Below are 24,291 nucleotides of genomic sequence, written 5' to 3'. Positions count from 1 at the left end.
AAACATCATATAGCACTATTTATATAGGCGCTATTCAAAATATTATACTGGGGGATTTATTCATGGGCAAACTTCAAGATAAAGTTGCAGTCATCACAGGAGGAGCATCCGGGATTGGTGCAGCGACAGCTCGCTTATTCGTTTCCGAAGGAGCTAAAGTGGTCTTGGTGGATCTGAATGAAGAAAAAGGTAAGGCGTTTGAGCAGGAACTGAAAGCGCTTAAAGCAGAGGCTCTCTTTATTAAAGCAAACATAACAAGTGAAGAAGAGGTTTCTGAGATTTTCAAACAAACCGTAGAAGCATTTGGTCAAGTCGATATCGTATTCAACAATGCGGGAATCGGACGTGTTCATCCCACGCATGAGCTTGATTATGCCGAATGGCGCAATACAGTCAATGTTGATCTGGACGGCGTATTCTTGGTTGCACGTGAAGCGATTCGCGAAATGCTCAAAATTGGTGGAGGTACAATCGTCAACACGGCTTCCATGTACGGATGGGTTGGTTCGCCTGGCTCTGCAGCCTACAATGCAGCTAAAGGCGGCGTTGTAAACCTGACTCGTTCGCTCGCGCTGGAGTATGCTGAGCAGAATATTCGGGTGAACTCCCTTTGCCCTGGCTTCATCGATACACCGATTATCCCGGAAGAGAGCAAACAAGCACTTTCTGCGGCAACACCAATGAAACGTCTGGGTCAAGCAGATGAGATGGCCAAAGCCGTTCTGTTCCTGGCTAGCGACGACTCTTCATATATGACAGGAAATAGCCTGATCATAGACGGAGGATACACCGCTCAATAAGTGTAGCAATTATCGAAGCACACAAAGAACATAGTTCCATTAAAAGTCGCTATTCTAGCGGCTTTTTTTATTGTATTGGTATAAGAGCAAGTTCCCAATCCAAGGACAACTAGCAAACGGCGGTTTGGTTATTCATAATAGATGGCCTCATAAGGAAACTCTAACTTATTCAAGCGATATTCTTTGGGTGACATGGACATATATTGCCGAAAAACTTTGCCGAAATAGCTGGGACTCTCAAACCCGCATTGTTGACCAATTTGGGAAATCGGAAGTTCCGTTGTGCGGAGTAGTCGGATTGCAACCTCAATGCGTCTGTCTTTGAGATAGGCTAGCGGTGATGTTTTCTCGGATTTCTGAAATAACCTGCACAAATAGTGTTTATTGATATCGCAATGGCTGGCTAGAAGATCCAACGTCAATGGAGATGCATAATTCTCTCGGATGAACTTTTTACATTTCTCAATCGTTGTTATGGATAGGGCACCGATATCCTTCTCCGCATCCCGACTCGTCTGTACCAGGATAAGCAACCACCGATAGATTTGCATGGACAAGCGATACTTGTCCGTAACCTTCTCTTGATGAATCAAATGGATAATTTGCCATAACTCTTGAATCAAGGGAGAGTCCGCGTTTCGTCGAATGACATGTCCCTCATTATCATGCATCATATCCCAAATTCGGTTAGCTTCATCCCCGCGAATGTTGATCCATATAAATTCCCATGGTTCGTTGTTCTCTTGTTTATAGTAATAGCAATGTTCTCCTGCAATTTTGACAAGTAGGGCATGTCCCTTCGGTAAAGGGAGCGTTTGATTGTCAATATCCAGATAACCCTGGCCATTAAGCGTGTATTGAAAAACGACGTGCCCCGGGTCCGGTCTATCATCACTTGGACAACGATATTCCTCGCTAGAAACGATCTGCCATCCAATAGAGTCCAGTGTCATGATTGATGTATCATCATTACGAAAAGCATAAGAAACCGTATGAACCATCGTTCCATCTCCTTCCTAAAAAAGTCAATTATCTTATATAATACGTCACATTTTTTAGATTGTCTGTCTTTTTTTAGACCTGTAAGATAAATGTAAGCGGTAACATAAAAAGGAGGTGGCTGTAAATTGTGTTCATATGACAACAAGCAGGGCAGGATCGAACTGATGATTCTAAAAATGAATTTTTAGATAAGGGGGAGTTAATCGAATGATCCGAAGAACTGTTTCCATCCAGAAATCGATGTTTGTCTCTTTTTTAGCACTCCTTATGGTTATTTCACTGGCTGTCCCTCCGGCGCCTATACGTGCAGAGTCATCAAGCAGCCAGCTGGGTCGCCAAGCTGAGTATCTTAACCGGGGTTTGGTTGCGGTTCTCGTAGACAACGGCGTTTTTTTAAGCTGGAGGTATTTAAACAACGATCCAGATGATATCGCTTTTAATATATATAAAAACGGAACTAAAGTGAACGCATCTCCCATAAGCGATGTGACCAACTATGTGGACACCACTGGTTTCGACAGTTCGCAATATCAGATCTCCACCGTTATTGCAGGCAAAGAGCAAATGCAACCGGAGGTTGTATCGGTCTGGCATAACGATTATCTACCTATCCCGCTCGATAAACCGGCCGATGGCCGGACTAAGGATGGTGGAACCTACTCCTATTATGCAGGTGACGCTTCCGTAGCTGACTTGGACGGGGATGGCGAATATGAAATTGTTTTCCTGTGGAGTCCGAGCAATTCCAAGGACAATTCGCAGGCAGGTTATACCGGCAATGTCTATATCGATGCTATCAAACTGGATGGCACAAAGCTGTGGAGGATTGACCTGGGAGTCAACATCCGCGCCGGAGCGCATTATACGCAGTTAATGGTGTATGACCTCGATGGCAACGGAAAGGCCGAGGTTGTTGTCAAGACCGCGGACGGCACGAAGGATGGCCAAGGCACAGTCATTGGTGATGGCACGAAGGATTATCGCAACGACGGCGGATACATACTGTCAGGTCCAGAATATCTCACGCTGTTTAACGGTGAGACTGGCGCGGCTGTATCCACTGTGAATTATGATCCGCCAAGAGGCAACGTCAACGATTGGGGTGACGGCTATGGCAACCGTGTAGATCGGTTCCTTGGCGCGATTGCTTATCTGGACGGTACGAAGCCAAGTGTTGTGATGAGCCGGGGTTATTATACCCGCACAGTGCTTGTTGCTTATGATTATGTTGGCGGGGAACTCGTCAAACGCTGGACGTTCGATACAAACGAAGCAGGATCACAATATCAATCACAGGGCAACCATAATCTAAGTGTGCTGGATGTCGACAAGGACGGCAAGGACGAAATTATGTTTGGTGCCTTGGCCATTGATGATGATGGCAGCTTGCTGTACAGCACTGGACTTGGCCACGGTGACGCCATGCACGCCGGCCAGCTCGATCCGAACCGGGAGGGCTATCAGGTTGTAAGCGTGCATGAGCATTCGGATGCGGCATACGGACTGGAGATGCGCGATGCGGCAACAGGTGAAATCCTCTGGGGTGAGAAAACAGGTTTTGACACCGGTCGCGGGATGTCGGCGGACATTGATCCGAACTATCCAGGTTACGAATCATGGGCCACGACCGTTACCAACGGGCAAAGTGTACCTGTAACCAATACCTATTCAGCAGCAGGAGAGGCTATCTACACTGTGGACGAAGGGCCCAAAACCGCCAATTTCGCCATCTGGTGGGATGGCGATCTTCAGCGGGAGCTGTTGGACCATGAGTGGGATAATGGCACAGCCAAAGGAATTCCGCTCATCTATAAGTGGGATCACCAAAACAAAAAGCTGAATGAAATCTTCCGGGCGACCGGTACGTTAACGAACAACCATACCAAAGGCAATCCGGCACTTCAGGCGGACATTCTGGGCGACTGGCGTGAGGAGCTTCTGCTGCGGAGCGAAGATAGTTCGGAGTATCGTCTCTACACAACGACCATTCCTTCAGACTATCGCATCCCTACGCTGATGCAGGACCCTGTGTATCGACTTGGCGTAGCCTGGCAAAATGTAGCCTACAACCAGCCGCCTCATACCGGCTTTTATCTTGGAGCGGAAGCTACGACATTTCCTAAAGCCGATCTGGCGCTGACTCGCGAAGCTGAAATGCTGGAGCCGGTCTACCGCTTTAAATTCGGTACAGAGACTACGTCGGGAAGTACAAACATACAGGATACGCTCTACGCACAAGATCCGGGATACGGTTTCAAGGATACAAGCGGTGTCACAGTAGGGGCAAACCAGGTCTCGGTCGCTACAGGTACGACATTTGCTGTTGACCTGCCAAATGCAAACTATAAGGTGACGCTGCGATTGGGCAATGATGCAAATGACTCGAACGTTGGAGTCAAATCCGAATTCGTCCAGAAGCTCGCCGTAACCAATGTGACAGCGGGAGCACCACTGGAGTATTCCTATGATGTCGCATTGGTGGATGGACAGCTCGATCTTCTCTTCACGGGTACAGCCATAGACATCCAAGACGTCATCATCGAGAAATATCCAGAGAAAGCGGCTGGTGCGGCAACAACGATCTATATGGCTGGTGATTCAACCATGCAATCGTACAGTGAAGCGCAGGCTCCTCAAGAAGGATGGGGGCAGCAGTTCGGACGTTATTTCTCCAATGGGGCAGTGATCGTGAACGATGCGATCGGCGGTCGAAGCAGCAAATCGTTTATGGTAGACGGTCGTCTCGATACAATCCTGCAACGAATTAAGCCGGGGGACTTCTTCTTCATTTCCTTTGGTCATAACGACGCGAGTGCAGGAATACCGGACCGGTATGCATCCCCTGAGGATTATAAGATCTACTTAGCTCGTTATGTAAACGGTACCAAACAGCGCGGTGCTACACCGGTATTGCTCACTCCGGTTGGACGCAGAGATTTCAATACAGTGACTCAAGAATTCAACGTCAGCTTCCCGGCATACGTTCAGGCTGCCAAAGAAGTGGCGGAGGAGCAGGACGTGCCGCTGATTGATCTCAGCAAGTTGAGTATTGCTTACTACGACAAAATTGGAAATACAGCTACGGAAAAAGTGTTCCTGTATGCTAATCCGGGTGAATATCCAAAATACCCGAATGGGATCAACGATAATACGCATTTCAGCAGCTATGGTGCGCAGAAAATAGCCGGACTCGTTGCTGGTGCAGTCAAAGACATGGAGCTGAGCATTTCATCACTGGTCATCGACCCGGATATTTCCGAGCCAGAACCAGAGCCGGAAGCCCAGCTATATGAGGAGGACTTTGAAGGCGACGCTGCCAACTACCAATATGCGATGGTCAATGCCACGGGTATTGCAGGAACCATGACAGGAACCGTTGTTGAACAGTCTGGAAATAAGGTACTGTCCGTCGCGGGTTCCGGATCGGGTAATCGGGCCAAGGTATTCCGTCTGTTCGATGCCGTAAACGGCGATCAAGTGAACGTGAATTTTGACTGGCAATCCGGTAATGTGAGTGCCTATCCATCAGAAGGTCACCTCACAATACAGGATTCTAACGAAAATGCCCTGTTCACGCTGTATACCAAAACCGGAAGCACCAAAATTCATTATTTTGTCGGTGCATATAACCCAGACTACGGCACAGGTGATACAGCCATACCCGAAGGGGGAACGGCTACAGATATTTCCAAGAACCAGTGGGTCAATGTGGATGCAACCGTTAATTTTGCCGAGAAGACATTGGATCTGACATTAACGAACCTAGCCGATCCGACAGTTACCCAAACGATTGCAGATATCTCGCTGAGTTCCGGTGCATATGCGGACAACGTCAGATCCATGCGGTTCCTGGGAACGAGAAAAGGCGGTGGAGGCACGTTGAACTGGACTACCCAGATCGACAACGTGCGGATTGAAGGCACTCAGCTCTCTTCGGAGAGTGGCGATCAGACGGCCTTAATCGCTCTGTACGATGAGATCAAAGCACTGAATCTGTCGGATTATACAGATGCATCGAAGGCCGTGGTGAACCGGGCTTTGGCAGCTGCGGAAGCTATATTCAATACGGAAGCCACGCAAGCTCAAGTTGACCATGCGTTTAATATGTTAACTGTCGCGAAGGATTCATTGACAAGTGAACCAGGCGAAGAGATTAACGAATACAAATTCGACTTTGGTTCTGGCGGCGCAGCCGACGGATACATCAAAGTCGATGCCAAAAGAGCGTACATCGAAGGTAACGGGTACGGATTTGCCGATACTGCGCTGACCAAAGATGAGAACCGGGAGACCGGCGATGCGCTCAAAGAGGATTTCACACGGGTAAACGGCACCTCCTTCCTGGTAGAAATGGCGCCGGCCAATTACCGGGTAACGATGACCATTGGGGATGCGGAGGAATCGACCAGCGCGAATGTTGTTGTAGAGCAGATGACCAAGCTGCCTCTTACAAGCATTGCCAAGGGCGAATTCAAAGAAATCACGTATGACATTGCCCTGATCGATGGGGTGTTTAACTTCAACTTTACCGGAAATGCACCGAAGATCAATGCGCTGAAGCTGGAGCGTCTGCCAGATCACAGTGCAAGCGATAAACCAGTTATTTATTTGGCCAGCGATTCCACTGTGGCTAATTACGCGGAAAACTATCGTCCGCAAGCCGGCTGGGGAGAAACGTTGGGTGGATATTTTGATCCAAATGAAGTCAGTATTGATAACCGGGCAGTTGGAGGTTTGAGCAGCAAAACCTTCCTGGTCGGCGGATATCTCAACGATATTTTACTCGACATTCAAGAAGGCGATTATCTGTTCATGCAGTGGTCTCATAACGATTCCACACCTTCACGCCCAGAGCGTTATCTTACACCAGAGCAATTTAAGGCATATCTAAAAGAATACATTAACGGTGCTCTGCAGAGAGGGGCAATTCCGGTTCTGGTTACACCAGTGAATCGTCGTGATTTTACCGGAGAGGTGCTGAACAAAAGCTTCCCGGAATACGTACAGGCGATGAAAGAAACGGCGCAGGAAACGGAAACGCTTATCATCGATCTGAACCAAGCCAGTTGGGAGCATTTCCAGGAGCTTGGCACAGAAGGAACCAAATCGATATTCATGTGGGTAGGCACAACGGAAGACAATACACATTTACAAATGAACGGTGCAATCAAGGTGTCTGAACTCGTAGCACGCCTTGTGAAGGAATTGAATATACCTTTATCTGATTTTGTTACGCTGGAAGGGGAATCTCCGGAGCAGAAGGCCCCGCATACTACGGCAACTGTGGAAGGAGAATTGCAGAACGGCTGGTATACTTCTCCGGCACAAGTAACCTTCACAGCAAGCGATGAAGATTCCGATATCGAAGGGACCTATTATCAAATTAATGGTGGCGAAACGGTGAGTGGCACACAATTGACCCTAACTGAAGAAGGAACACATACCATCACCTACTGGAGCGTCGATGTTGACGGTAACAAAGAGAGCGAACAGTCTTTGTCCATATCCATTGATCTCGTACCTCCAACCATTGAAATTCATGGTCAAACCGAATACACCATTGATCAGCAGGTGGAAATTGGTTATACAGCTTCCGATTCGGTATCCGGTGTGGCAGAACCGGAGGGTGTGCTTCTCGACACTCCTGCGTATACACTGGAACCCGGCCTGAACCAGGTTACGGCAACGGTCTCGGATTTGGCTGGCTGGGAACAGACGGTAGAATATAGTTTTGGCGTTATTGCTACATTCGACAGCCTGATTATTCTGACCAACGCCTTTGCCGATGAATCGACCGATCCTAATGCTGGTGTTCTTGCTGATCAGCTTACAAACACGTTACAGCAGGCCAAACAGGCAACAAACGATCGTGAAGGAGCAAAAGCGCGTCAATTGCTTGCATCCTACGGTAATGACGTTCAAGCAGCTAGAGGAACCGTATTTACGGATGAGCAGGCAAGTGTGCTGATTAAGTGGGAAGAATGGCTCCATCAGACAACGCCACTAGCAAACGGTGCCCCTGGCACTCCGGTGTTATCTGATAATAATGGTTACGACACGGGGCTCAAAGACGGAGACTATACAATCACTATGAATCTGTGGTGGGGGAATAACGGCAATCAGTTCAAGCTGTATGAGAATGGTGAATTGATTAAAGAAATTTCTCTGGTCGATCAATCCCCGTCCGCCCAATCTGTTCAAGTTGATATTACTGGAAAGAAAAATGGCACCTATATCTATACTGGAGAATTGATCAATGCACTGGGTTCAACCATGAGTGTTCCACTGACAGTCATCGTCACGGATGCTTCCCCGGGGCAAGCTGTTCTGTCGAACGACAACTGGGATGGTGACGGCAACTATAATGTCACCATGAATCTGTGGTGGGGAACAAACGCAACCGAATACGAACTTTACGAAAATGGAGTATTGATTGACACACAATCGCTGCAATCTCATTCGCCTGGTGCACAGTCTGCGGTTACCTCAATCTCTGGAAGGGCACCCGGTATCTACGAGTATGAAGCTGTACTTCGTAATTCTTCAGGGGAAACCAGATCACACAAATTAAATGTGACGGTACGAGAGTAGACTGAAATGTTTGAGCATTCCATTAACAAGAAGTGATTACAACTGAAGTAAGGTACGCATATAAAAGTGCTATTCCTCATCATTTTGAGGAGTAGCACTTTTTATATGCGCACAGTATGAAAGCGTTTGACTTATTTGAATATCAATCTATAATGATGAAAGGAAATTGGACTTGGACGAGGCCTATGGAGAAAACGATAACCGGCATAGCTGTATGTATATCCACAGCAAGCTTCCATACGCAGGAGGCTTGCTGTTTCATTTTCAGAAGGAGAATAGGTTCCCATGACACTTAAAAAAAGAATATTTTTACTGTTCTTTCTCAGTGCGTTTATCCCCTTTATCAGTATATTTGCGATTTCTTATTATACGATCGACTCCATTTTCGCAAATAAGATCGATGATGGTATCCGTAGCAATTTACAGCAGGTGACATCCTCATTGGAGAATTCCATCACCAATCTGAATCATGTGACGCAACAATTATCTTACAGGGGTACTTTAGGCAAAAGAATGGATGAATTCTTGAATCCGTCCTCCGATATCTTCGAACTGATTGAGGCCAGGGACGAATTAAAAAACGAGTTAAGTGTTGTGACCTTCACCAATCCTAATATCGGATTGACCCTATATTACTTTCAAAAAGAAGGTACTACTCAGTTCGGCAACTTTCCGATTAAGGATCGTTTCTCTCCTGAGTCTCTGCCTGTGCTCTTCCAAACCTATGGCATTAAGTACTATGGCCCCCATATGAGTATGAACCGATTTGATGATCAACTCGTTCTGTCTGCTATGCGCAAAGTGCAACTATCCGAGAGGAACGACGTGTTCATTTACGTAGAATCAGGCTTTCGCCTCACTCAAGATATCTTGGGCTACAATCAATACAACGGCGCATTATCTCATCTCATCCTGGATGGTGAGGGAAACATTGTGTACAGTGAAATACCGGAAGCCATGAAGGTAGGGGAGAATTTCTCCAGCTTAACAGTAGATCCTGCCAAAGACGGGATATCCCGCGGGTATCACTGGTTCAAGGAGGATTCCTCACAGAAATGGAGTGTCGTATCGGTCATTTCGCAGTCTAAATATCAACAGGAGAAAAACCAGTGGTTGCTTCAAATTTTGCTGGTCGCTTTATTTTTCCTCGGCTTTACCGTGTTTCTCGCTTGGCTCCTGTGGAAGATGGTGTACAAACCACTCGGTCTGTTCCATTCGGAGATCAACGGGATGTCCAAAAATCCACAAAGGACAGTGAGCCGAGCTCGCACTCAGATTCCCGAATTTGATTTTCTGTTGGGTGAATTTTCGAATATGCAGCATCAGATTGGTGACCTCTTCACGGAAGTACAGCAGAAAGAGAAGATTCGTGCAGACCTGGAAGTGGAAAAGCTGCTCTATCAGATCAACCCGCACTTTCTAATGAATACGCTCGATACAGTGCACTGGCTGGCCGTCATGAACGGACAAGGGGAGATCGACAAGCTGGTGCAGTCATTGAACAAGCTGCTCTATTACAATCTAGGCAAATTAGGGCAAGTATCCACCATGGAAGAGGAGATCGATGCCCTAAGACAGTATCTAATTTTGCAGCAAATTCGCTATGACTTTGAATTTGACGTCCGCATTACTGCAGATGAACAAGTACTTCAAATTCCTGTGCCCCGCTTTATTCTGCAACCGCTGGTTGAAAATTCGTTATATCATGGATTAAGTGACGAAGGTTTTATTCAGATTGAAGTGACATGCACTTCAACGTTGAACATTATGATACAAGATAATGGCGCAGGTATGACTGAGGAAACCATTCATAATCTGCTGAACAATCGTGAGGCTGAACAACAAAAAGTAGGGATGGGCATCGGACTCAATTATGTTCACCGCATGTTAAAGGCACAGTACGGGGACCAAGCACAACTGGTGATCGAGAGTGAATTGGGAACAGGGACAAGCATACTGCTCGTATTGCCTATTAAAGGAGAAGATATCTCGGCATGATTAAGGTATTGATTGTAGATGATGATAAGCTGGTACGCAAAGGTATTAGCTCTGCGATGCCATGGGACGAGTTCGACATGGAGGTTGTAGGAGAAGCAAGCAACGGGTTGAAAGCACTGGATTTTCTGAAAACCCAACCGGTCGATCTGATGCTAACGGATCTTGCGATGCCCGTCATGTCAGGGATTGAACTGATGCGAGCTGCGAGGCAGCTCTATCCAGAACTTCATATCGTTGTGTTAACACTGCATCAGGATTTCGATTATATCCAGGAAGCGCTAAGACTCGGAGCCATCGATTATATAGCCAAAGTGCAGCTGGAGAAAGAGCAATTCGAACATGTTCTGCAACGGATTCATACCCGAATTAACGGGTTGACAAGCACGATAAGAAAGATGCCATCGCTGGATGAAATCAATGTCCATTATCGAAATGTGTATGCACTTGTTTCACAGGATCGTAAATTAGAGCAGAAGTGGCCAATGGAGCTAACTGCGCATGAAGATGAGATTAGATGGGAGGTTGAGCGTAATAGCTGCATGTGGGCTGCACCCCCGTCCGAAGAGGATCAACTATTTCATCAATTGAAGGAAGGCCTGCATCACGTTCCCCAGTGTACGTTGTTAGTTTTGTCTGATGTACAAGAGCGAACATGGTCGCAAATCCAAAACTGGATTAGGAATTATACAGAGACGACTTTATTCTATGCGTACAATCCCAATAACCAAGTCATTACCATTTCCATGAATGAAGAAGATACATTTTCAAAAGAACCGCAGGATGAGGACCTTGACCGGATTAAACAAAGTTGGTTCCAAACCCCATGGACCCACCATGACAGTTACTACAATCAACTCATTGATCAGTTTATATCCTTACGATTACATAAAGGTCAGTTGATGGGATTGCTGTACTCAATCGTGATGGAATGGAACCACCTTTTTGCCCAAACTACGCTTGGAAGAATCGCGATGATCCATTCTTTCGAGTCTTGGTACGAGGTTGAAGAATGGATCAAACAGACTGCTGCAAGCATTCGAAAGGCTGATGAACAGACTTCATATTCACAGGAAATCATCGATGCCGTGAAAAAAGCAGTGATGATCGTGCAGCATGATTTGGAGCAGGCCTGTACAGCTTCAGGTCTCTCCCAACAACTCAACATCAGCCGAAGTTATTTCAGTCAATGTTTCAAAGATCTGATGGGAAAAACCTTTAATGAGTACTCCCGCTTCATCCGGGTAGAGAAATCCAAAGAGTACTTGCTCAATACGAATAATACGATTTTCTGGATTGCGGAGCGAGTGGGTTATACGGATGAAAAATATTTCAGCCGGATTTTCCGCGAACTGACAGGTCTTCTGCCAAGCGAATATCGGCAGCTAGGTAGAGGAAATAAATAGCCGACAGTCTCCTGTTTTAGGAGCTGCCGGCTTTTGTTTTTGATCGAGAAGAGGGGTAGATAGACAAATGTTGGTCAGTAGGTAGGGTAAATGATCACAAGTTAACCATACTTCATCATACGGACTGAAAACTGTAACCATTTCTCTATCCAAACGGACGTGTAATCCCTATCTCGATTGGCCTTCACTTCAATTTATAATGAAAGCGTAAACAAATATGTTGAACATCAGAATAAAGGGGAATCGAACTAGATGAGAACAAAATGGTCTATGAAAAGCAAACGGGTGACAAAGCGTCTGGCCGTGCTGTCCATGTCCGCCTTGATGGTTGCAGCCCTAGCGGCATGTGGAGACTCTTCCAATCCTCCTACTGCAGAGGAAGCAGGCAAATATGAGGTAACGCCTGGAGATCCGTTCAGTGCCTATAAAGACGAAATCACCGTAACCATGGGACGGGTAACCACAGCCAACCCAAAACTGCCGGCTGGTGATACCTATGAGAACAACGCATATACTCGGCTGGTCAAAGACACGTTTAACGCTCAGATTACAGATCAATTTGAAGCCAATGGTGAAGATTATAGTCGTCAAGTATCGCTTGCCATCGCATCCGGGGAATTGCCTGACATGATGCGTGTTGATTCCAAAGACGAACTGAAAGAGCTGGTGGATAACGACCTGATTGAGGATCTGACATCCATTTACGATCAATATGCCACGGAAAATATCAAGCAAATGTACGATTCCTACGACGGCCGAGCATTAGACAATGCAACGATTGATGGACGTTTGATGGGACTTCCGGCGACTTCCCTGGATTCCGCACCAACAATGGTTTGGGTTCGTCAAGATTGGCTGGATCTGCTGGGGATTCAACTGGATGCAGACGGAGACGGCGCCATTTCCCTGAAGGAAGTGGAGCAAACAGCGCTGGAATTCCTGAAAAGAGATCCTGGCCAATCCGGGAACCCGGTAGGTATTCCATTTGTGAACACGATGAATACAACAGATTATAATGGCTCTGCTTATACGATGCTGGGTGTGGCCTCAACCGAGGGAGCATTCCCGCAATATTGGATGAATGGTGAAGACGGCAAAATCGTGTATGGTTCCACGACAGAAGAAACGAAGAAAATGCTGGGCACCATGGCAGATTGGTTCAAGAATGGCATCATTGACCCGCAATTCGGAACCCGTACGTTTGATGATATTACCGCACTCTACGCCAATGGCCAAAGCGGTATCGCCTTTGGACCGTGGCATATCCCTGACTGGGGACTGATCAGTGCAAAACAGATGGATAAAAATGCAAAATTTTCGGCTTATACGCTGGAGGATGCAAATGGCAAGGTCAACGTGGCGCATGCCAACCCATCCAATCAGTTTATCGTGGTGAGAAAAGGTTATGAGCACCCTGAACTGGCGGTTAAGATTGTAAACCTGTTCTACGATAAACTGGCAAATGATAAAAATGCCGCAGCAACCATGCCGGAAGCTGCCAAGTATCAGGAGACCGGGGTAGACGGTTCAACGAGACCGTTTAATATCGAAGTCAATTCGGCTACATCGCTACTGGATGATTACTCTGACGTTGTTCGCGGGATTAAAGGAGAGATCAGCCTGGATGAGGTTCGCACTACAGAATCGAAGAACAATATCGGAAGCATCAAAACCTATTTGAGCGACATGGATACGGATGATGTGACTGCTTGGTCCAAATATCATTCGCGGATCAACGGAGTGGGACTAATCGACAAACTGACACAAGAAAACAAATTTGTCTGGATGACACCTGCTTTCTCTGGCACTACACCAAGCATGAAACAGACGTGGGCCAATCTGACAAAGTTGGAGCAGGAGTCGTTTATCAAAATCGTAACGGGTTCAGAACCGCTCGATTACTTCGATACATTCGTGAGTAACTGGAAGAAACAAGGTGGTGATCAAGTCATTCAGGAAATTGAAGACGAGATCGCATCGAAAAAATAAACATCTATGAACAGTAGCAGGGCTGCGATTCGCAGCCTTTCTTCAGAAAAGGGGTTCATCCATGAAACAGGGGAATCGGAAAGCGCGAGGGCGGCTCGGCCCAGGTGCCATGTACCATATGATGATGCTTCCGGGCATTTTGTTTTTGCTTGTATTCAGCTATGTTCCAATGGTCGGCATCATTACGGCGTTTCAGGACTATATACCGGCCAAGGGCATGTTTGGCTCCGAATTTGTAGGCCTGAAGCATTTTATGTATATGTTCAAGCTGCCGGATATCGCGCAGGTCGTCAGCAATACGTTGGTGATTGCGATTGGCAAGATTCTGCTCGGAACGATGATGGCCATCATTTTTTCCGTTTTATTAAATGAAATTCGTATCAAATACGTTAAAAAATCCGTGCAGACGATTGTTTATCTGCCACACTTTCTATCCTGGGTTGTACTGGCATCGGTTGTTGTCAACATGTTCAGTTTGGATGGCATTGTGAATCAAATGTTGGCGTTCTTTGGCCTCGAAAATATTAATTTCCTTGGCAGCAACACCTGGTTCCAGCCACTGATTATCGGTACAGACGTATGGAAAGAGTTTGGTTACAGTTCTATCGTCTATCTGGCTGCAATTACTTCCATTGATCCCGGTCTGTATGAAGCGGCAGGAATGGATGGAGCAAGTTGGTGGAGAAAAGTGTGGCATATTACATTGCCAGGCATGCTGCCTATTATTCTGCTCATGGGCGTAATGAGTCTGACCAACATTTTGAGCGCTGGTTTCGATCAAGTCTATAATCTGTATAACCCGGTTGTCTATGAGTCGGGCGACATTCTGGATACCTATGTCTATCGGATCGGTCTCGTTGGGCGACAGTATAGCTTCGGTACGGCTGTTGGTTTGTTCAAGTCCGTAATCGGCATTGTATTGCTTATGTCGGCCAACCAGTTGGCCAAAAAATATACGGATCGAAAAATATTCTAAGGAGGCCAAACCTGTGTCCTATTCTGCAAACTTTAAAGAACGAATTGGCCGGTTTGTCATCTATGCCATCGTCATTATGCTGGCATTGGTCTGCCTTCTTCCGTTATGGAATATCGTTGCCATATCATTCAGCAGCAGCGAGGCGGTATCGGCTAATGCAGTAGGTCTCGTTCCGGTCAATTTTACAACCGCAGCGTATACCAAAATTATCGATGATGCACAGTTCTGGCGGTCCTTTGGCATCTCCATTCTACGTGTCGCGCTTACCCTTGTGCTTAACATGATTTTGATTATTTTGATGGCTTATCCGTTATCCAAATCAAAGAGGGATTTTAAAGGCAGAAACATTTATATGAATATCATGATTTTTGCCATGTTGTTCAGTGGAGGCATGATTCCGAGTTACCTGCTAATCAAAAACCTGGATATGCTAAATACGATTTGGGCACTGGTTCTGCCAGGCGCTGTCCCGATATTCAGTGTTATCCTCGTGATGAATTTCTTCTCCGCTGTACCTAAAGCGCTTGAAGAAGCAGCATTCATCGATGGAGCGAATCCGCTTCAGGTTTTGTTCAAAGTGTATGTTCCCGTGTCCATTCCTGCGCTGGCGACAGTTGCTTTATTCAGTATCGTGGGTACATGGAATGACTTCTTCAGTGGTTTGATCTATATGACCAAAGTCAGCAATTATCCGCTAATGACCTATATTCAGTCCCTTAACGTGAATATTGCTGACTTGCTTCAAGCCGGCACAAATTCCAGCGAACTCAGCAACCTGACTGAAATTTCGAACAAAAACCTGAATGCAGCCAAAATCGTAGTTGCTGTTATCCCGCTATTGCTGATTTATCCGCTACTGCAAAAATATTTTGTGACTGGCATTGTTGTAGGATCGGTCAAAGAATAGCATTAGAAAGGTTGAATAAGAATGGAAAATAAAAAATGGTGGAAAGAAACCGTTGTATATCAAATATATCCACGCAGCTTTCAAGATCATAACGGAGATGGCATCGGCGACTTGAAGGGCATTGTATCCCGATTGGATTATTTGCAGGAACTCGGCATTGGTGCGATCTGGTTGTCCCCTGTTTGCAAGTCCCCTCAGGATGATTACGGATATGATATTTCAGATTATCAGGATATCGATCCGATGTTTGGGTCTTTGGAAGATATGGAAACGTTAATTCTTGAAGCTAAGAAAAGAGACATTCGGATCATTATGGATCTGGTGTTGAACCATACATCGGATGAACACCCCTGGTTTCTAGAAGCCAAAAAAGGCAAAGACAATCCATACCATGATTACTACGTCTGGAGAGATGGTGTGGAAGGAACGCCTCCGAACGACTTGGGGTCCACCTTCGGTGGTTCAGCCTGGGAGTGGGTGCCTGAGATCGGGCAATATTATTTGCATCTATTTTCCGTAAAACAGCCAGATCTCAACTGGGAAAACCCAAAAGTCCGGCAGGAGATATACGACATGATCAATTGGTGGATCGACAAGGGTGTTGGTGGTTTTCGACTTGACGTAATCGACTTAATTGGTAAAGAACCGGATATGAAGATTACAGGAAACGGACCTAATCTGCATCAATATATCAGGGAACTGAGCAAGGAGACGTTTCAAAAAGCGGAAGACTTGCTAACGGTTGGAGAAACATGGGGCGCCACTCCGGAGATCGCCAAACTGTACAGTAATCCAGACGGCAGTGAATTTTCAATGGTCTTCCAATTTGAACATATCAGCTTGGATGAACAAGAAGGCAAAGGAAAGTGGGCTCTTAAACCTTTGGATGTGAGGGCATTAAAAAAAGTACTGTCCAAGTGGCAGACGGAGCTTAAGGGTGATGCCTGGAACAGTTTGTTCTGGAACAACCACGATTTACCTCGAATTGTATCCCGTTGGGGAAATGACGGAGAATTCAGAATCGAATCGGCTAAAATGTTGGCTACCCTTCTTCATGGCATGCAAGGTACGCCTTACATTTATCAGGGTGAAGAGCTAGGTATGACGAATGTTCAATATGCGATCGAGGATTATCGAGATATTGAATTGCTCAACTTTTATAAGGAAAGAATGGAGAAAGGTTATCCTGAACAAAGCGTGATGGAGTCGATCTACGCCAAGGGCCGTGATAACGCACGAACACCTATGCAATGGGATACTTCCGATAACGCAGGTTTTACACAAGGGGAACCTTGGATTAAGGTGAATCCAAATTATAAGCAGATCCATGCCGAGGATAGTTTGAATAATCCCGAATCCATATTTCATTATTACCGGAAGTTGATTCAATTTAGAAAAGATTATGAAGTCATCGTATATGGTGATTATGAGCTGATCTTTCCAGAGAACCCAGACGTGTTTGCTTATACTCGCACGTTGAATGGTTCTACGGTTCTTGTGGTATGCAATTTCCAGGGATATACGACCGAACTCCCGCTTCAGGAGCAATTAACAGAGTCCAATCAGCTTTTGATATCCAATTATACAGGTGAGCATTCAGAGAGCATATTACGTCCATATGAAGCAAGAATGTACCTTATTCATAATTAAAGCATAATACGTAATACGTTATATTATGTTCAGTTCTCAAGAAAGAAGGATTATATTCAATGAAAAGAGTATGGTGGAAAGAAGCAGTAGCCTATCAAATCTATCCGAGAAGTTTTATGGATTCCAATGGAGACGGGGTTGGTGACATCAAGGGGATCATATCCAAACTGGATTATATTCAAGATCTCGGTATTGATCTGATCTGGATCTGCCCGATGTATAAGTCACCCAACGATGATAATGGTTATGACATCAGTGATTACTGTTCCATTATGGATGAATTCGGCACGATGGCGGACTTTGATCAATTACTGCATGAAGTGCATCAGCGCGGCATGAAACTCATTATGGACTTGGTGATCAATCATACAAGTGACGAACATCCGTGGTTTATTGAATCCAGAGCTTCACTGGATAACCCCAAACGGGATTGGTACATCTGGAGAGATGGGAAGAATGGAGACGAACCGAATAACTGGGAGAGCATCTTTGGCGGTTCTGCATGGGAATATGATGAAGTCTCCGGACAGTACTATCTCCATCTGTTCTCCAAGAAACAACCAGACTTGAATTGGGCAAATCAGGAAGTTCGGAAATCCATATATGAAATGATGAATTGGTGGCTGGATAAAGGGATTGATGGTTTCCGTGTGGATGCAATCAGCCATATTCACAAAGAAGAGGGCCTCTTGGATATGCCAATCCGAGAAGGCGTCAAGTACGTCTCTTCATTTGAAAAGCATATGAATGTCAAGGGAATCCAGAGTTATCTGCAAGAAATGAAAGAGAACACATTATCCAGATATGACGTGGTGACTGTTGGGGAAGCAAATGGAGTTAAGGTTGAGGACCAAGAAGATCTGCGGGATTGGATCTGTGAAGTCAGAGGGAAATTTAATATGGTCTTTCAATTCGAACACCTGGACCTTTGGAAAAACAGCACAGACAGGCAACTGGATGTTCCCAAACTGAAAAACGTCTTGACCAAGTGGCAAAAATCACTGGAAGGCGTCGGTTGGAATGCATTGTTTATTGAAAATCACGATCAACCTCGCAAAGTTTCATCTTGGGGAAATGATACGGAGTATTGGTATGAAAGTGCCACAGCACTTGGAGCCATGTACTTTTTCATGCAAGGAACCCCTTTCATATATCAGGGGCAAGAGATAGGCATGACAAACGTGGCTTTCCCTTCGATAGAGGATTATAACGACATAGCCGATCGGAATTTATATCAGATCAAACGCGAAGAGGGGATGTCGCATGAGGAGATCATGAACATCATCTGGGCATCGAGTCGCGATAACTCCAGAACGCCGATGCAATGGTCTTCGGCCAAAGAGGCCGGGTTTACCAGCGGTACGCCATGGCTGAAAGTGAATGACAATTACGTCCATATTAATGTAGAGAAACAACTCCAGGAACCAGGTTCCATCCTTCACTTTTATAAAAAAATGATTCAGATGCGAAAAGAGCACGATACGTTGACTTATGGTATTTATGAGCTTCTTATGCCGGATCATCCGAGTGTATATGCATATACACGTACACTGGCAGACCAACAGGTGCTGGTAGTAATCAATCTCTCTGAACACGTCGTCGAGCTTGAGGAAGATGAGTTTGGCCTCAACTTCTCAGAGATCTGGCTTACCAACTATGAGAATGGATTGCTGCCACTGGTGTTGCGACCGTTTGAAACTATTGTTGGATTAAGCGATAAAGTTTAATTAGGATACGAAAAAGGCGTCTATATCATGGTCTGAATGATATAGACGCCTTTTATTGTTGTGTAACCACATGAAAATCAGTTTCGAATATTCGTTATTGATGGAGAACATCCGCGTATTCGGAGATACGTTCGAAACGTCCCTTGGCAAACGGGCATAAAGGTAAAATTTTAATACCGTTTTCCCGCGCGTATTCCACCATCGCTTTGATAAGTTCATCGCCAAGCCCTTGTCCGCGGTAAGCATTTTCCACCAAAGTGTGATCAATGATGTATAGCTCTGGACTCGAGATTACATAGGTCATCACCGCAGCAATATCATCGTTATCTTGAATAAGGAATCTTTTATTGGCAGGTTCATGTTCTACGTTATGCATGTTCATCCTCTTTCTTTGTTGAATATTCACCGTCCAGAAGCTTATACGTCAATGCTCCACTTGGACATGTGTCAATATGCCGGGCAATGGCCTCCGAAGTGTCACCATCAGGATCAACCCAAGGACGCTTGCTTAAATCAAAAACAGCAGGAAGGCCCTTTACACAAATACCAGAATGAATGCAGACATCCGAATTAAACATAACCTCGATATCTTTACCGTAATATAATTTCTCTTTAACCATAATGCATTCACATCTTTCACTGTTGAGTTTGAGTTTGTTTACAGATCGATATCCCAGGCATCCATGGTAAGTCATGTCTGGCAGGCTCTTAATGTTCGAATTATAAATGAGGAATCATTATTAAGTCAACGTGACGAATCTCCTAATTCGTTGGTGGAAGCTACTGATCAGAACCCTGAGTCCTCCGAAAAATTAACGCTCCAAGAAAGTTACGTTTCCGGCGGCGATTCTAAATTGTCATCTAACAACACCCTTAATGAGATTGGGAAATTATTTAGTGACTTCGATCTGAAATTGATCGGAATATGATTTGAGGTTGCCTGCAAGACCAGCGAGTTCCCCGGAGATGTTCGACAGTTCGCTTGCCGATCGCTGCTGCTCCACAGCACTAGCCGTGACTTCTTCGGCCATGGCTGAAGTTTCCTCGGTTGCGGAAGCAATATAACTGAGATTCTGTTCCAACTCCTGACGAATAGAGTGCATATCCATCGTCCGGCTGTCCAAACTCTGAGCCAACTCATGCACTTCGGTCGATAAGCGGCTAACCTGTCCAAATGCCTGGAGACAATCAGCGATTTGTTTCTCCTGTTCCTTAACAGCTACCATATTCGCATCAAAATGACTGCCCATCCGATGTATCTCTTGAACAAATGAACCCAGGATCTCATCAATCTCCTGGATCGAACGTTCGGATTGTTGAGCGAGCTGTCCCATTTCCCCAGCAACGACTGCAAAGCCTTTACCCGCTTCTCCAGCCCGGGCTGCTTCAATTGAAGCATTCAGGGATAGTATTTGAGTTTGTTTTAAAATGTTGTGAATCTGACCGCTAATAGAGGAAGCGAGTTCGGATTGAGTCGTCAGAGACCTGGAAATATCCTGTTGATGCTCAACACGCTTGGCATTCTCTCGGCCCTTCTCAAGCAGAACCTCATGTTCACGTGTAACTTGTACTTGAACAGAAGATAGCTGCTCTGAAGTATAAGTAAACTGTTTCACATATGAACCTACTTCATCCATTATTTTGCCGAGATTCTCTGAATGCTGGACGGAGTGTTCTGTCTCTTCAGCCTGTTTCATTGAACCTATGGCAATTTCCTCGATCGCTCTGGAAAGTTCTTCGCTCTGACGCTGGTTTGTCTGAGCGGTTTCCGAAATATCTTTTGATGACTGCTGTAATGTATTTGAACCTTGCTGTATTCCCATCAGAATGTTCGTCAATTGGGCAACCATGATGTTAATCAAATCACTAATGTCACCGAGTTGATCATTGGACATGTGTGTGGATACGACTTTGAGATTCCCATCAGCAACCTGCTCGAGACTTGACTTAATATCGCGTACTTGTCTAAGAATACCTCGTACTACGAATAACATCATGACCAAAGAAAGAATCAGTACAACCACAAAAATCGGGATAATGGTCTGATAAGCATTATTCACAGATGTCGCGGAGACTTGATTCACTGCTCCAGCAGAAATATCAATGCCCAGATAGCCAATGACAGCACCTTGCGAATCCTTGATTGGTGTAAAGGAGGACAATAGCTGTCCCCAAGTTGGATCATCTACAATGCCTGTTGTGACGACTTCACCGCGTAACAAGCGTTCCTGAATCTGGGGATTGAATTCCATTGCAGTGCCGTAAGGACTATATTCCGTATCGTCCCAATTCGCTCCATCTACGGTGTAGATCCACCCGTCCGAAGTTTTGTTATACATATAAACATACAAGGCTCCCGATTGAAGCCTAACTTTAACGAGTTCGTCCCTAAGACTTTTATATTCGTTGCTCTCCTCTGAAGCAGGAGAAGATAATGTCTTAATTAATTCCGACTCCTGACCTAGTTGAGAGGCGGTATTCACAGCCAGCTGCTGATTGTTATGCTGCATGGTCATTAATGATGCATTTTCACTGGAGTCGATGGTTGCCCATATGATTAGACCGCCCATGGCCAGTAGCGGAACCAGAATAATCAAATACAGTTTGAACCTTAAATCCATCTTTTTTTTGCGAGTCTGTTTCACGTACGGTTCCCCCTTGGATGTAATAAAGTAAATATGGCTATTCGTATAACCCCATACTATTTATCGTAATATTGAAGGGGGAAATGAAGACTAATCCTAAATTTGTATATACATATACGCAGATTATAAACTAACAGTATGCAAGGACACCTTGCCATTAACCAAAAAAAGGCTCCACCAGCTTTATGCCAGTGGAGCGCTTAATTTTTCTCTTAGAGATTCTGTTCAATATACAAACCTACTCACGGATGTTTATTGCAGAAACGGTCGATATAATCAGAACATTGCCCCGGCTCATCTTCCATTACGAAATGACCAGCTTTGGGAATGACATGTAGGCAGGCATGGGGAATATCCTGGACAAGCCTCTTTGCGTACATAAGGGGCTGCCATTCGTCTTCTTCCCCCCATAAAATTTGAACGGGAACTTTCAGCTTGGGTAAATCTGTTCCATAGGATTCAGTATATTTTGCATTATAATGAGCTACCTGATGGGAGAAAAAAGAGGCTTTGCCCAATGAACCTGTATGGGGTTCCAGATATGCATCCAGTGCATTGCCAGTCATAAGCTCTTTATTATACACTGCCATGGATAATTGTTTCTTTAGCATGGTATCAAAATCAGCACGGGACATTTGTTCAACCTGTTCAAGCTGTTCTTCGATAATTTTCTTCCAGGTTGGTGAGGGCCACGAATCATAGCTGGGCATGTTGAGTAACGTAAGCGATTGTACACGTTCAGGCTGTTCCAAGGCCAGTTGGACTCCGACAATTCCACCTAGATCGTGGGCTGCGACATGTAAACGATCCATTCCGAGTGCGTCTAAAAGCTGACTAAACAGCGTATATTGTGCTGCCACAGAAGTATCTGCTTCGAGGGGTCTTTCGGATGCTCCATATCCCAGAAGGTCATGAACGTAGACTTTGTACCCTTTTTGAACCAGAGCGGGTATTACTTTTCTCCATTCATAGCTATAAGACGGTGTTCCATGAAGGAGCCATATGGGAGAGCCTTCTCCATATTGTTCATAAGCGATTCGATATCCATTAATCAAGATGGATGACGTTGCTGCTGTTTGCATAGTGATTACTCCCTTCCATAAACGATTGAAATTAAAAATGAAATGGGCTCTTAATGAGCTACATTGAATATAAACGATTGCTTTCCATTAGTTAAATTGATAGTTTATATGTAAACGATCAGTTTTAATGATGTTAAAAAGAAGGGAGCCAATGATGGAAATACGTCATTTGGTCACATTTATTACAATTGTGGAACACGAGGGATTTACCAAAGCTGCTGAGCATCTTGGATACGCGCAATCTACAATTACATTGCATATTAAGGCGTTGGAAGAGGAGATTAACTACCCTTTATTTGATCGAATTGGTAAGCGGGTTATTTTAACGGAGACTGGGAAAAAATTGTTGCCACATGCACAGAAAATGCTTGAGCTGTATCATATGATTAAGGAAGTGACTGCTGCACAAGGTGAATTAACGGGTAATATCGTGATCAGTATTGGGGAAACGTTATTGATCTATCGTTTTCCTCCTATTATTGAAGAGTTCAAAAAATTGCATCCTCATGTCAACATCGAGTGGCACCAATTAGATTCCGTACATTATAAAGAGAATTTGATGCAAGGCAAAAGTGATATTTCCTTCATGTTGGGGACAGAGGTTCATGATCCCAATCTGTACAGTGAGAAATTGGCTGAGGAGCCCATGATGTTGCTGTACCCCAATTCATTTGAGCTACAACGGGACATTGTACGAAGCAATTTACTTTTTACCGAAAGAGGTTGCGGTTATCGCACATTGTTTGAACAATGCATTGAAGAGTATCAGATTGGGATTACTTCCAATATTGAATTCTGGAGTATTGAAGCTGTGAAACAGTCGATATTGAGCGGTATGGGCATATCCTTGTTACCTCGAATTACGGTAGAGAAGGAGCTGAAGGAAGAAAAACTTTCAGGTCAGCAGTACAAACAAAATCTAGCTACGCAGTTGCTGTATCCCAAAAACAAGTGGATCTCTCCCCAAGTAGAAGCATTTATTGAGATCGTTAGAAAGCATGCCTCCCTTTGGTAAGCTCATTTCAACTGTCCTTTATAACCTACCACTGAACCGTTGGATTGCTTCCTCGGTCACCGGCGTGAAGAGATTAACCAGATTACCGTCAGGATCGCGAAAAAGCAAAGCACGATTCCCCCAGAGCATTGTGGTAGGTTCCTTTACCCACTCATCAACAAACGGCTTCAAGCGCTCGTATTCGGCATCAACATCGTGGACATGGAACTCAATAATGACAGTACGATTGTTGGCCGCCACAGCGGAACCAGCGCCAAACAGTTGCACCGTTTGGGAGTGGCCGATCGCTAGAGTGCACGATGGCATAACGAGTTCGGCAAAGACAGGTGCAGGGCGTTCTGCTGAAACACCCGTAATTTTCTCATAGAACTCGACAAGACGATCCACGTCATCAGTAATGATACGCACAGAAGCAAAATTCACGAGATATCATCCTTCCTATAATAAGTAATACATTTTGGATCAAAAACACTTCGCATTTACTTTTACTCCTTTACAATTGCTTA

The 24,291-nt window shown here is 45.1% G+C and carries 16 protein-coding genes; 10 read left to right on the top strand and 6 right to left on the bottom strand.

All coding sequences use genetic code 11. The features are described 5' to 3' along the window. Positions 1 to 62 precede the first annotated feature (62 nt). Complete coding sequence (locus MHB71_RS09045; protein ID WP_047843148.1) at positions 63 to 800, top strand: SDR family NAD(P)-dependent oxidoreductase; 738 nt, start codon at positions 63 to 65, stop codon at positions 798 to 800. Positions 801 to 928: 128 nt separating this feature from the next. Here MHB71_RS09045 and MHB71_RS09040 read toward each other — a convergent pair whose 3' ends face one another. Further along, a complete protein-coding gene (locus tag MHB71_RS09040) occupies positions 929 to 1,801 on the bottom strand; it encodes an AraC family transcriptional regulator (RefSeq protein ID WP_036671442.1) in 873 nt (290 codons plus the stop codon). Between the two features lie 208 nt (positions 1,802 to 2,009). Here MHB71_RS09040 and MHB71_RS09035 point away from each other — a divergent pair, with 208 nt between their 5' ends. The 8 genes from MHB71_RS09035 to MHB71_RS09000 all read left to right on the top strand — a co-directional run bounded on the left by MHB71_RS09035 (position 2,010) and on the right by MHB71_RS09000 (position 19,043). Beyond that, positions 2,010 to 8,393 carry a GDSL-type esterase/lipase family protein gene (locus tag MHB71_RS09035; protein ID WP_340029353.1) on the top strand — a complete coding sequence of 2,128 codons (6,384 nt, stop codon included), beginning with the start codon at positions 2,010 to 2,012 and terminating at the stop codon, positions 8,391 to 8,393. A 285-nt stretch (positions 8,394 to 8,678) separates the two neighbouring features. Next, positions 8,679 to 10,391, top strand: coding sequence for a histidine kinase (locus MHB71_RS09030; protein WP_340029351.1), 1,713 nt, complete (start codon positions 8,679 to 8,681; stop codon positions 10,389 to 10,391). Further along, a complete protein-coding gene (locus tag MHB71_RS09025) occupies positions 10,388 to 11,794 on the top strand; it encodes a response regulator (RefSeq protein WP_340029350.1) in 1,407 nt (468 codons plus the stop codon). The genes MHB71_RS09030 and MHB71_RS09025 overlap by 4 nt, the downstream gene beginning before the upstream one ends. Before the next feature lie 252 nt (positions 11,795 to 12,046). Then, positions 12,047 to 13,783, top strand: a complete 1,737-nt coding sequence (locus MHB71_RS09020; protein WP_340029349.1) for a sugar ABC transporter substrate-binding protein — start codon at positions 12,047 to 12,049, stop codon at positions 13,781 to 13,783. A gap of 61 nt (positions 13,784 to 13,844) precedes the next feature. Further along, a complete protein-coding gene (locus MHB71_RS09015; RefSeq protein WP_340029348.1) occupies positions 13,845 to 14,759 on the top strand; it encodes an ABC transporter permease subunit in 915 nt (304 codons plus the stop codon). A gap of 13 nt (positions 14,760 to 14,772) precedes the next feature. Then, complete coding sequence (locus MHB71_RS09010; protein WP_338586897.1) at positions 14,773 to 15,666, top strand: carbohydrate ABC transporter permease; 894 nt, start codon at positions 14,773 to 14,775, stop codon at positions 15,664 to 15,666. Between the two features lie 21 nt (positions 15,667 to 15,687). Beyond that, entirely contained in the window at positions 15,688 to 17,316 is a 1,629-nt protein-coding gene (locus tag MHB71_RS09005) for an alpha-glucosidase (protein ID WP_340029347.1), read from the top strand. Positions 17,317 to 17,375: 59 nt separating this feature from the next. Further along, positions 17,376 to 19,043 (top strand): alpha-glucosidase, encoded by a 1,668-nt coding sequence (locus tag MHB71_RS09000; protein ID WP_340029346.1) that lies wholly within the window; start codon positions 17,376 to 17,378, stop codon positions 19,041 to 19,043. A gap of 94 nt (positions 19,044 to 19,137) precedes the next feature. Here the strand turns inward: MHB71_RS09000 and MHB71_RS08995 are convergent, their stop codons facing one another. The 4 genes from MHB71_RS08995 to MHB71_RS08980 all read right to left on the bottom strand — a co-directional run bounded on the left by MHB71_RS08995 (position 19,138) and on the right by MHB71_RS08980 (position 22,770). Next, positions 19,138 to 19,419 (bottom strand): GNAT family N-acetyltransferase, encoded by a 282-nt coding sequence (locus MHB71_RS08995; RefSeq protein ID WP_340017513.1) that lies wholly within the window; start codon positions 19,417 to 19,419, stop codon positions 19,138 to 19,140. Next, complete coding sequence (locus MHB71_RS08990) at positions 19,412 to 19,663, bottom strand: (4Fe-4S)-binding protein (protein WP_036616061.1); 252 nt, start codon at positions 19,661 to 19,663, stop codon at positions 19,412 to 19,414. Before MHB71_RS08990 ends, MHB71_RS08995 begins: the two co-directional genes overlap by 8 nt. A 270-nt stretch (positions 19,664 to 19,933) precedes the next feature. Next, on the bottom strand, positions 19,934 to 21,688 hold the full coding sequence (locus MHB71_RS08985) for a methyl-accepting chemotaxis protein (protein ID WP_282321295.1): 1,755 nt from the start codon (positions 21,686 to 21,688) through the stop codon (positions 19,934 to 19,936). A gap of 242 nt (positions 21,689 to 21,930) precedes the next feature. Continuing rightward, positions 21,931 to 22,770 carry an alpha/beta hydrolase gene (locus tag MHB71_RS08980; RefSeq protein ID WP_340017515.1) on the bottom strand — a complete coding sequence of 280 codons (840 nt, stop codon included), beginning with the start codon at positions 22,768 to 22,770 and terminating at the stop codon, positions 21,931 to 21,933. Between the two features lie 151 nt (positions 22,771 to 22,921). Between MHB71_RS08980 and MHB71_RS08975 the strand changes: the two genes are divergently transcribed. Further along, entirely contained in the window at positions 22,922 to 23,785 is an 864-nt protein-coding gene (locus tag MHB71_RS08975) for a LysR family transcriptional regulator (protein WP_083657022.1), read from the top strand. Positions 23,786 to 23,803: 18 nt separating this feature from the next. Here MHB71_RS08975 and MHB71_RS08970 read toward each other — a convergent pair whose 3' ends face one another. Then, positions 23,804 to 24,208: a VOC family protein gene (locus MHB71_RS08970; RefSeq protein WP_340017516.1), complete on the bottom strand. Its 405-nt coding sequence runs from the start codon at positions 24,206 to 24,208 to the stop codon at positions 23,804 to 23,806. Positions 24,209 to 24,291 lie beyond the last annotated feature (83 nt).

It is taken from the genome of Paenibacillus sp. FSL H7-0940 (genome assembly GCF_037979415.1).
Lineage (GTDB): Bacteria > Bacillota > Bacilli > Paenibacillales > Paenibacillaceae > Paenibacillus > Paenibacillus amylolyticus.
The sequence above is the reverse complement of the archived record's forward strand: the minus strand, read 5'-3'. Positions and strand labels throughout refer to the sequence as shown.

Excerpts from the sequence above, each read along its gene's own strand:
- MHB71_RS09045 (WP_047843148.1), top strand. The coding sequence starts at position 63 with ATGGGCAAACTTCAAGATAAAGTTGCAGTCATCACAGGAGGAGCATCC.
- MHB71_RS09040 (WP_036671442.1), bottom strand. The coding sequence starts at position 1,801 with ATGGTTCATACGGTTTCTTATGCTTTTCGTAATGATGATACATCAATC.
- MHB71_RS09035 (WP_340029353.1), top strand. The coding sequence starts at position 2,010 with ATGATCCGAAGAACTGTTTCCATCCAGAAATCGATGTTTGTCTCTTTT.
- MHB71_RS09030 (WP_340029351.1), top strand. The coding sequence starts at position 8,679 with ATGACACTTAAAAAAAGAATATTTTTACTGTTCTTTCTCAGTGCGTTT.
- MHB71_RS09025 (WP_340029350.1), top strand. The coding sequence starts at position 10,388 with ATGATTAAGGTATTGATTGTAGATGATGATAAGCTGGTACGCAAAGGT.
- MHB71_RS09020 (WP_340029349.1), top strand. The coding sequence starts at position 12,047 with ATGAGAACAAAATGGTCTATGAAAAGCAAACGGGTGACAAAGCGTCTG.
- MHB71_RS09015 (WP_340029348.1), top strand. The coding sequence starts at position 13,845 with ATGAAACAGGGGAATCGGAAAGCGCGAGGGCGGCTCGGCCCAGGTGCC.
- MHB71_RS09005 (WP_340029347.1), top strand. The coding sequence starts at position 15,688 with ATGGAAAATAAAAAATGGTGGAAAGAAACCGTTGTATATCAAATATAT.
- MHB71_RS09000 (WP_340029346.1), top strand. The coding sequence starts at position 17,376 with ATGAAAAGAGTATGGTGGAAAGAAGCAGTAGCCTATCAAATCTATCCG.
- MHB71_RS08995 (WP_340017513.1), bottom strand. The coding sequence starts at position 19,419 with ATGCATAACGTAGAACATGAACCTGCCAATAAAAGATTCCTTATTCAA.
- MHB71_RS08990 (WP_036616061.1), bottom strand. The coding sequence starts at position 19,663 with ATGGTTAAAGAGAAATTATATTACGGTAAAGATATCGAGGTTATGTTT.
- MHB71_RS08980 (WP_340017515.1), bottom strand. The coding sequence starts at position 22,770 with ATGCAAACAGCAGCAACGTCATCCATCTTGATTAATGGATATCGAATC.
- MHB71_RS08975 (WP_083657022.1), top strand. The coding sequence starts at position 22,922 with ATGATGGAAATACGTCATTTGGTCACATTTATTACAATTGTGGAACAC.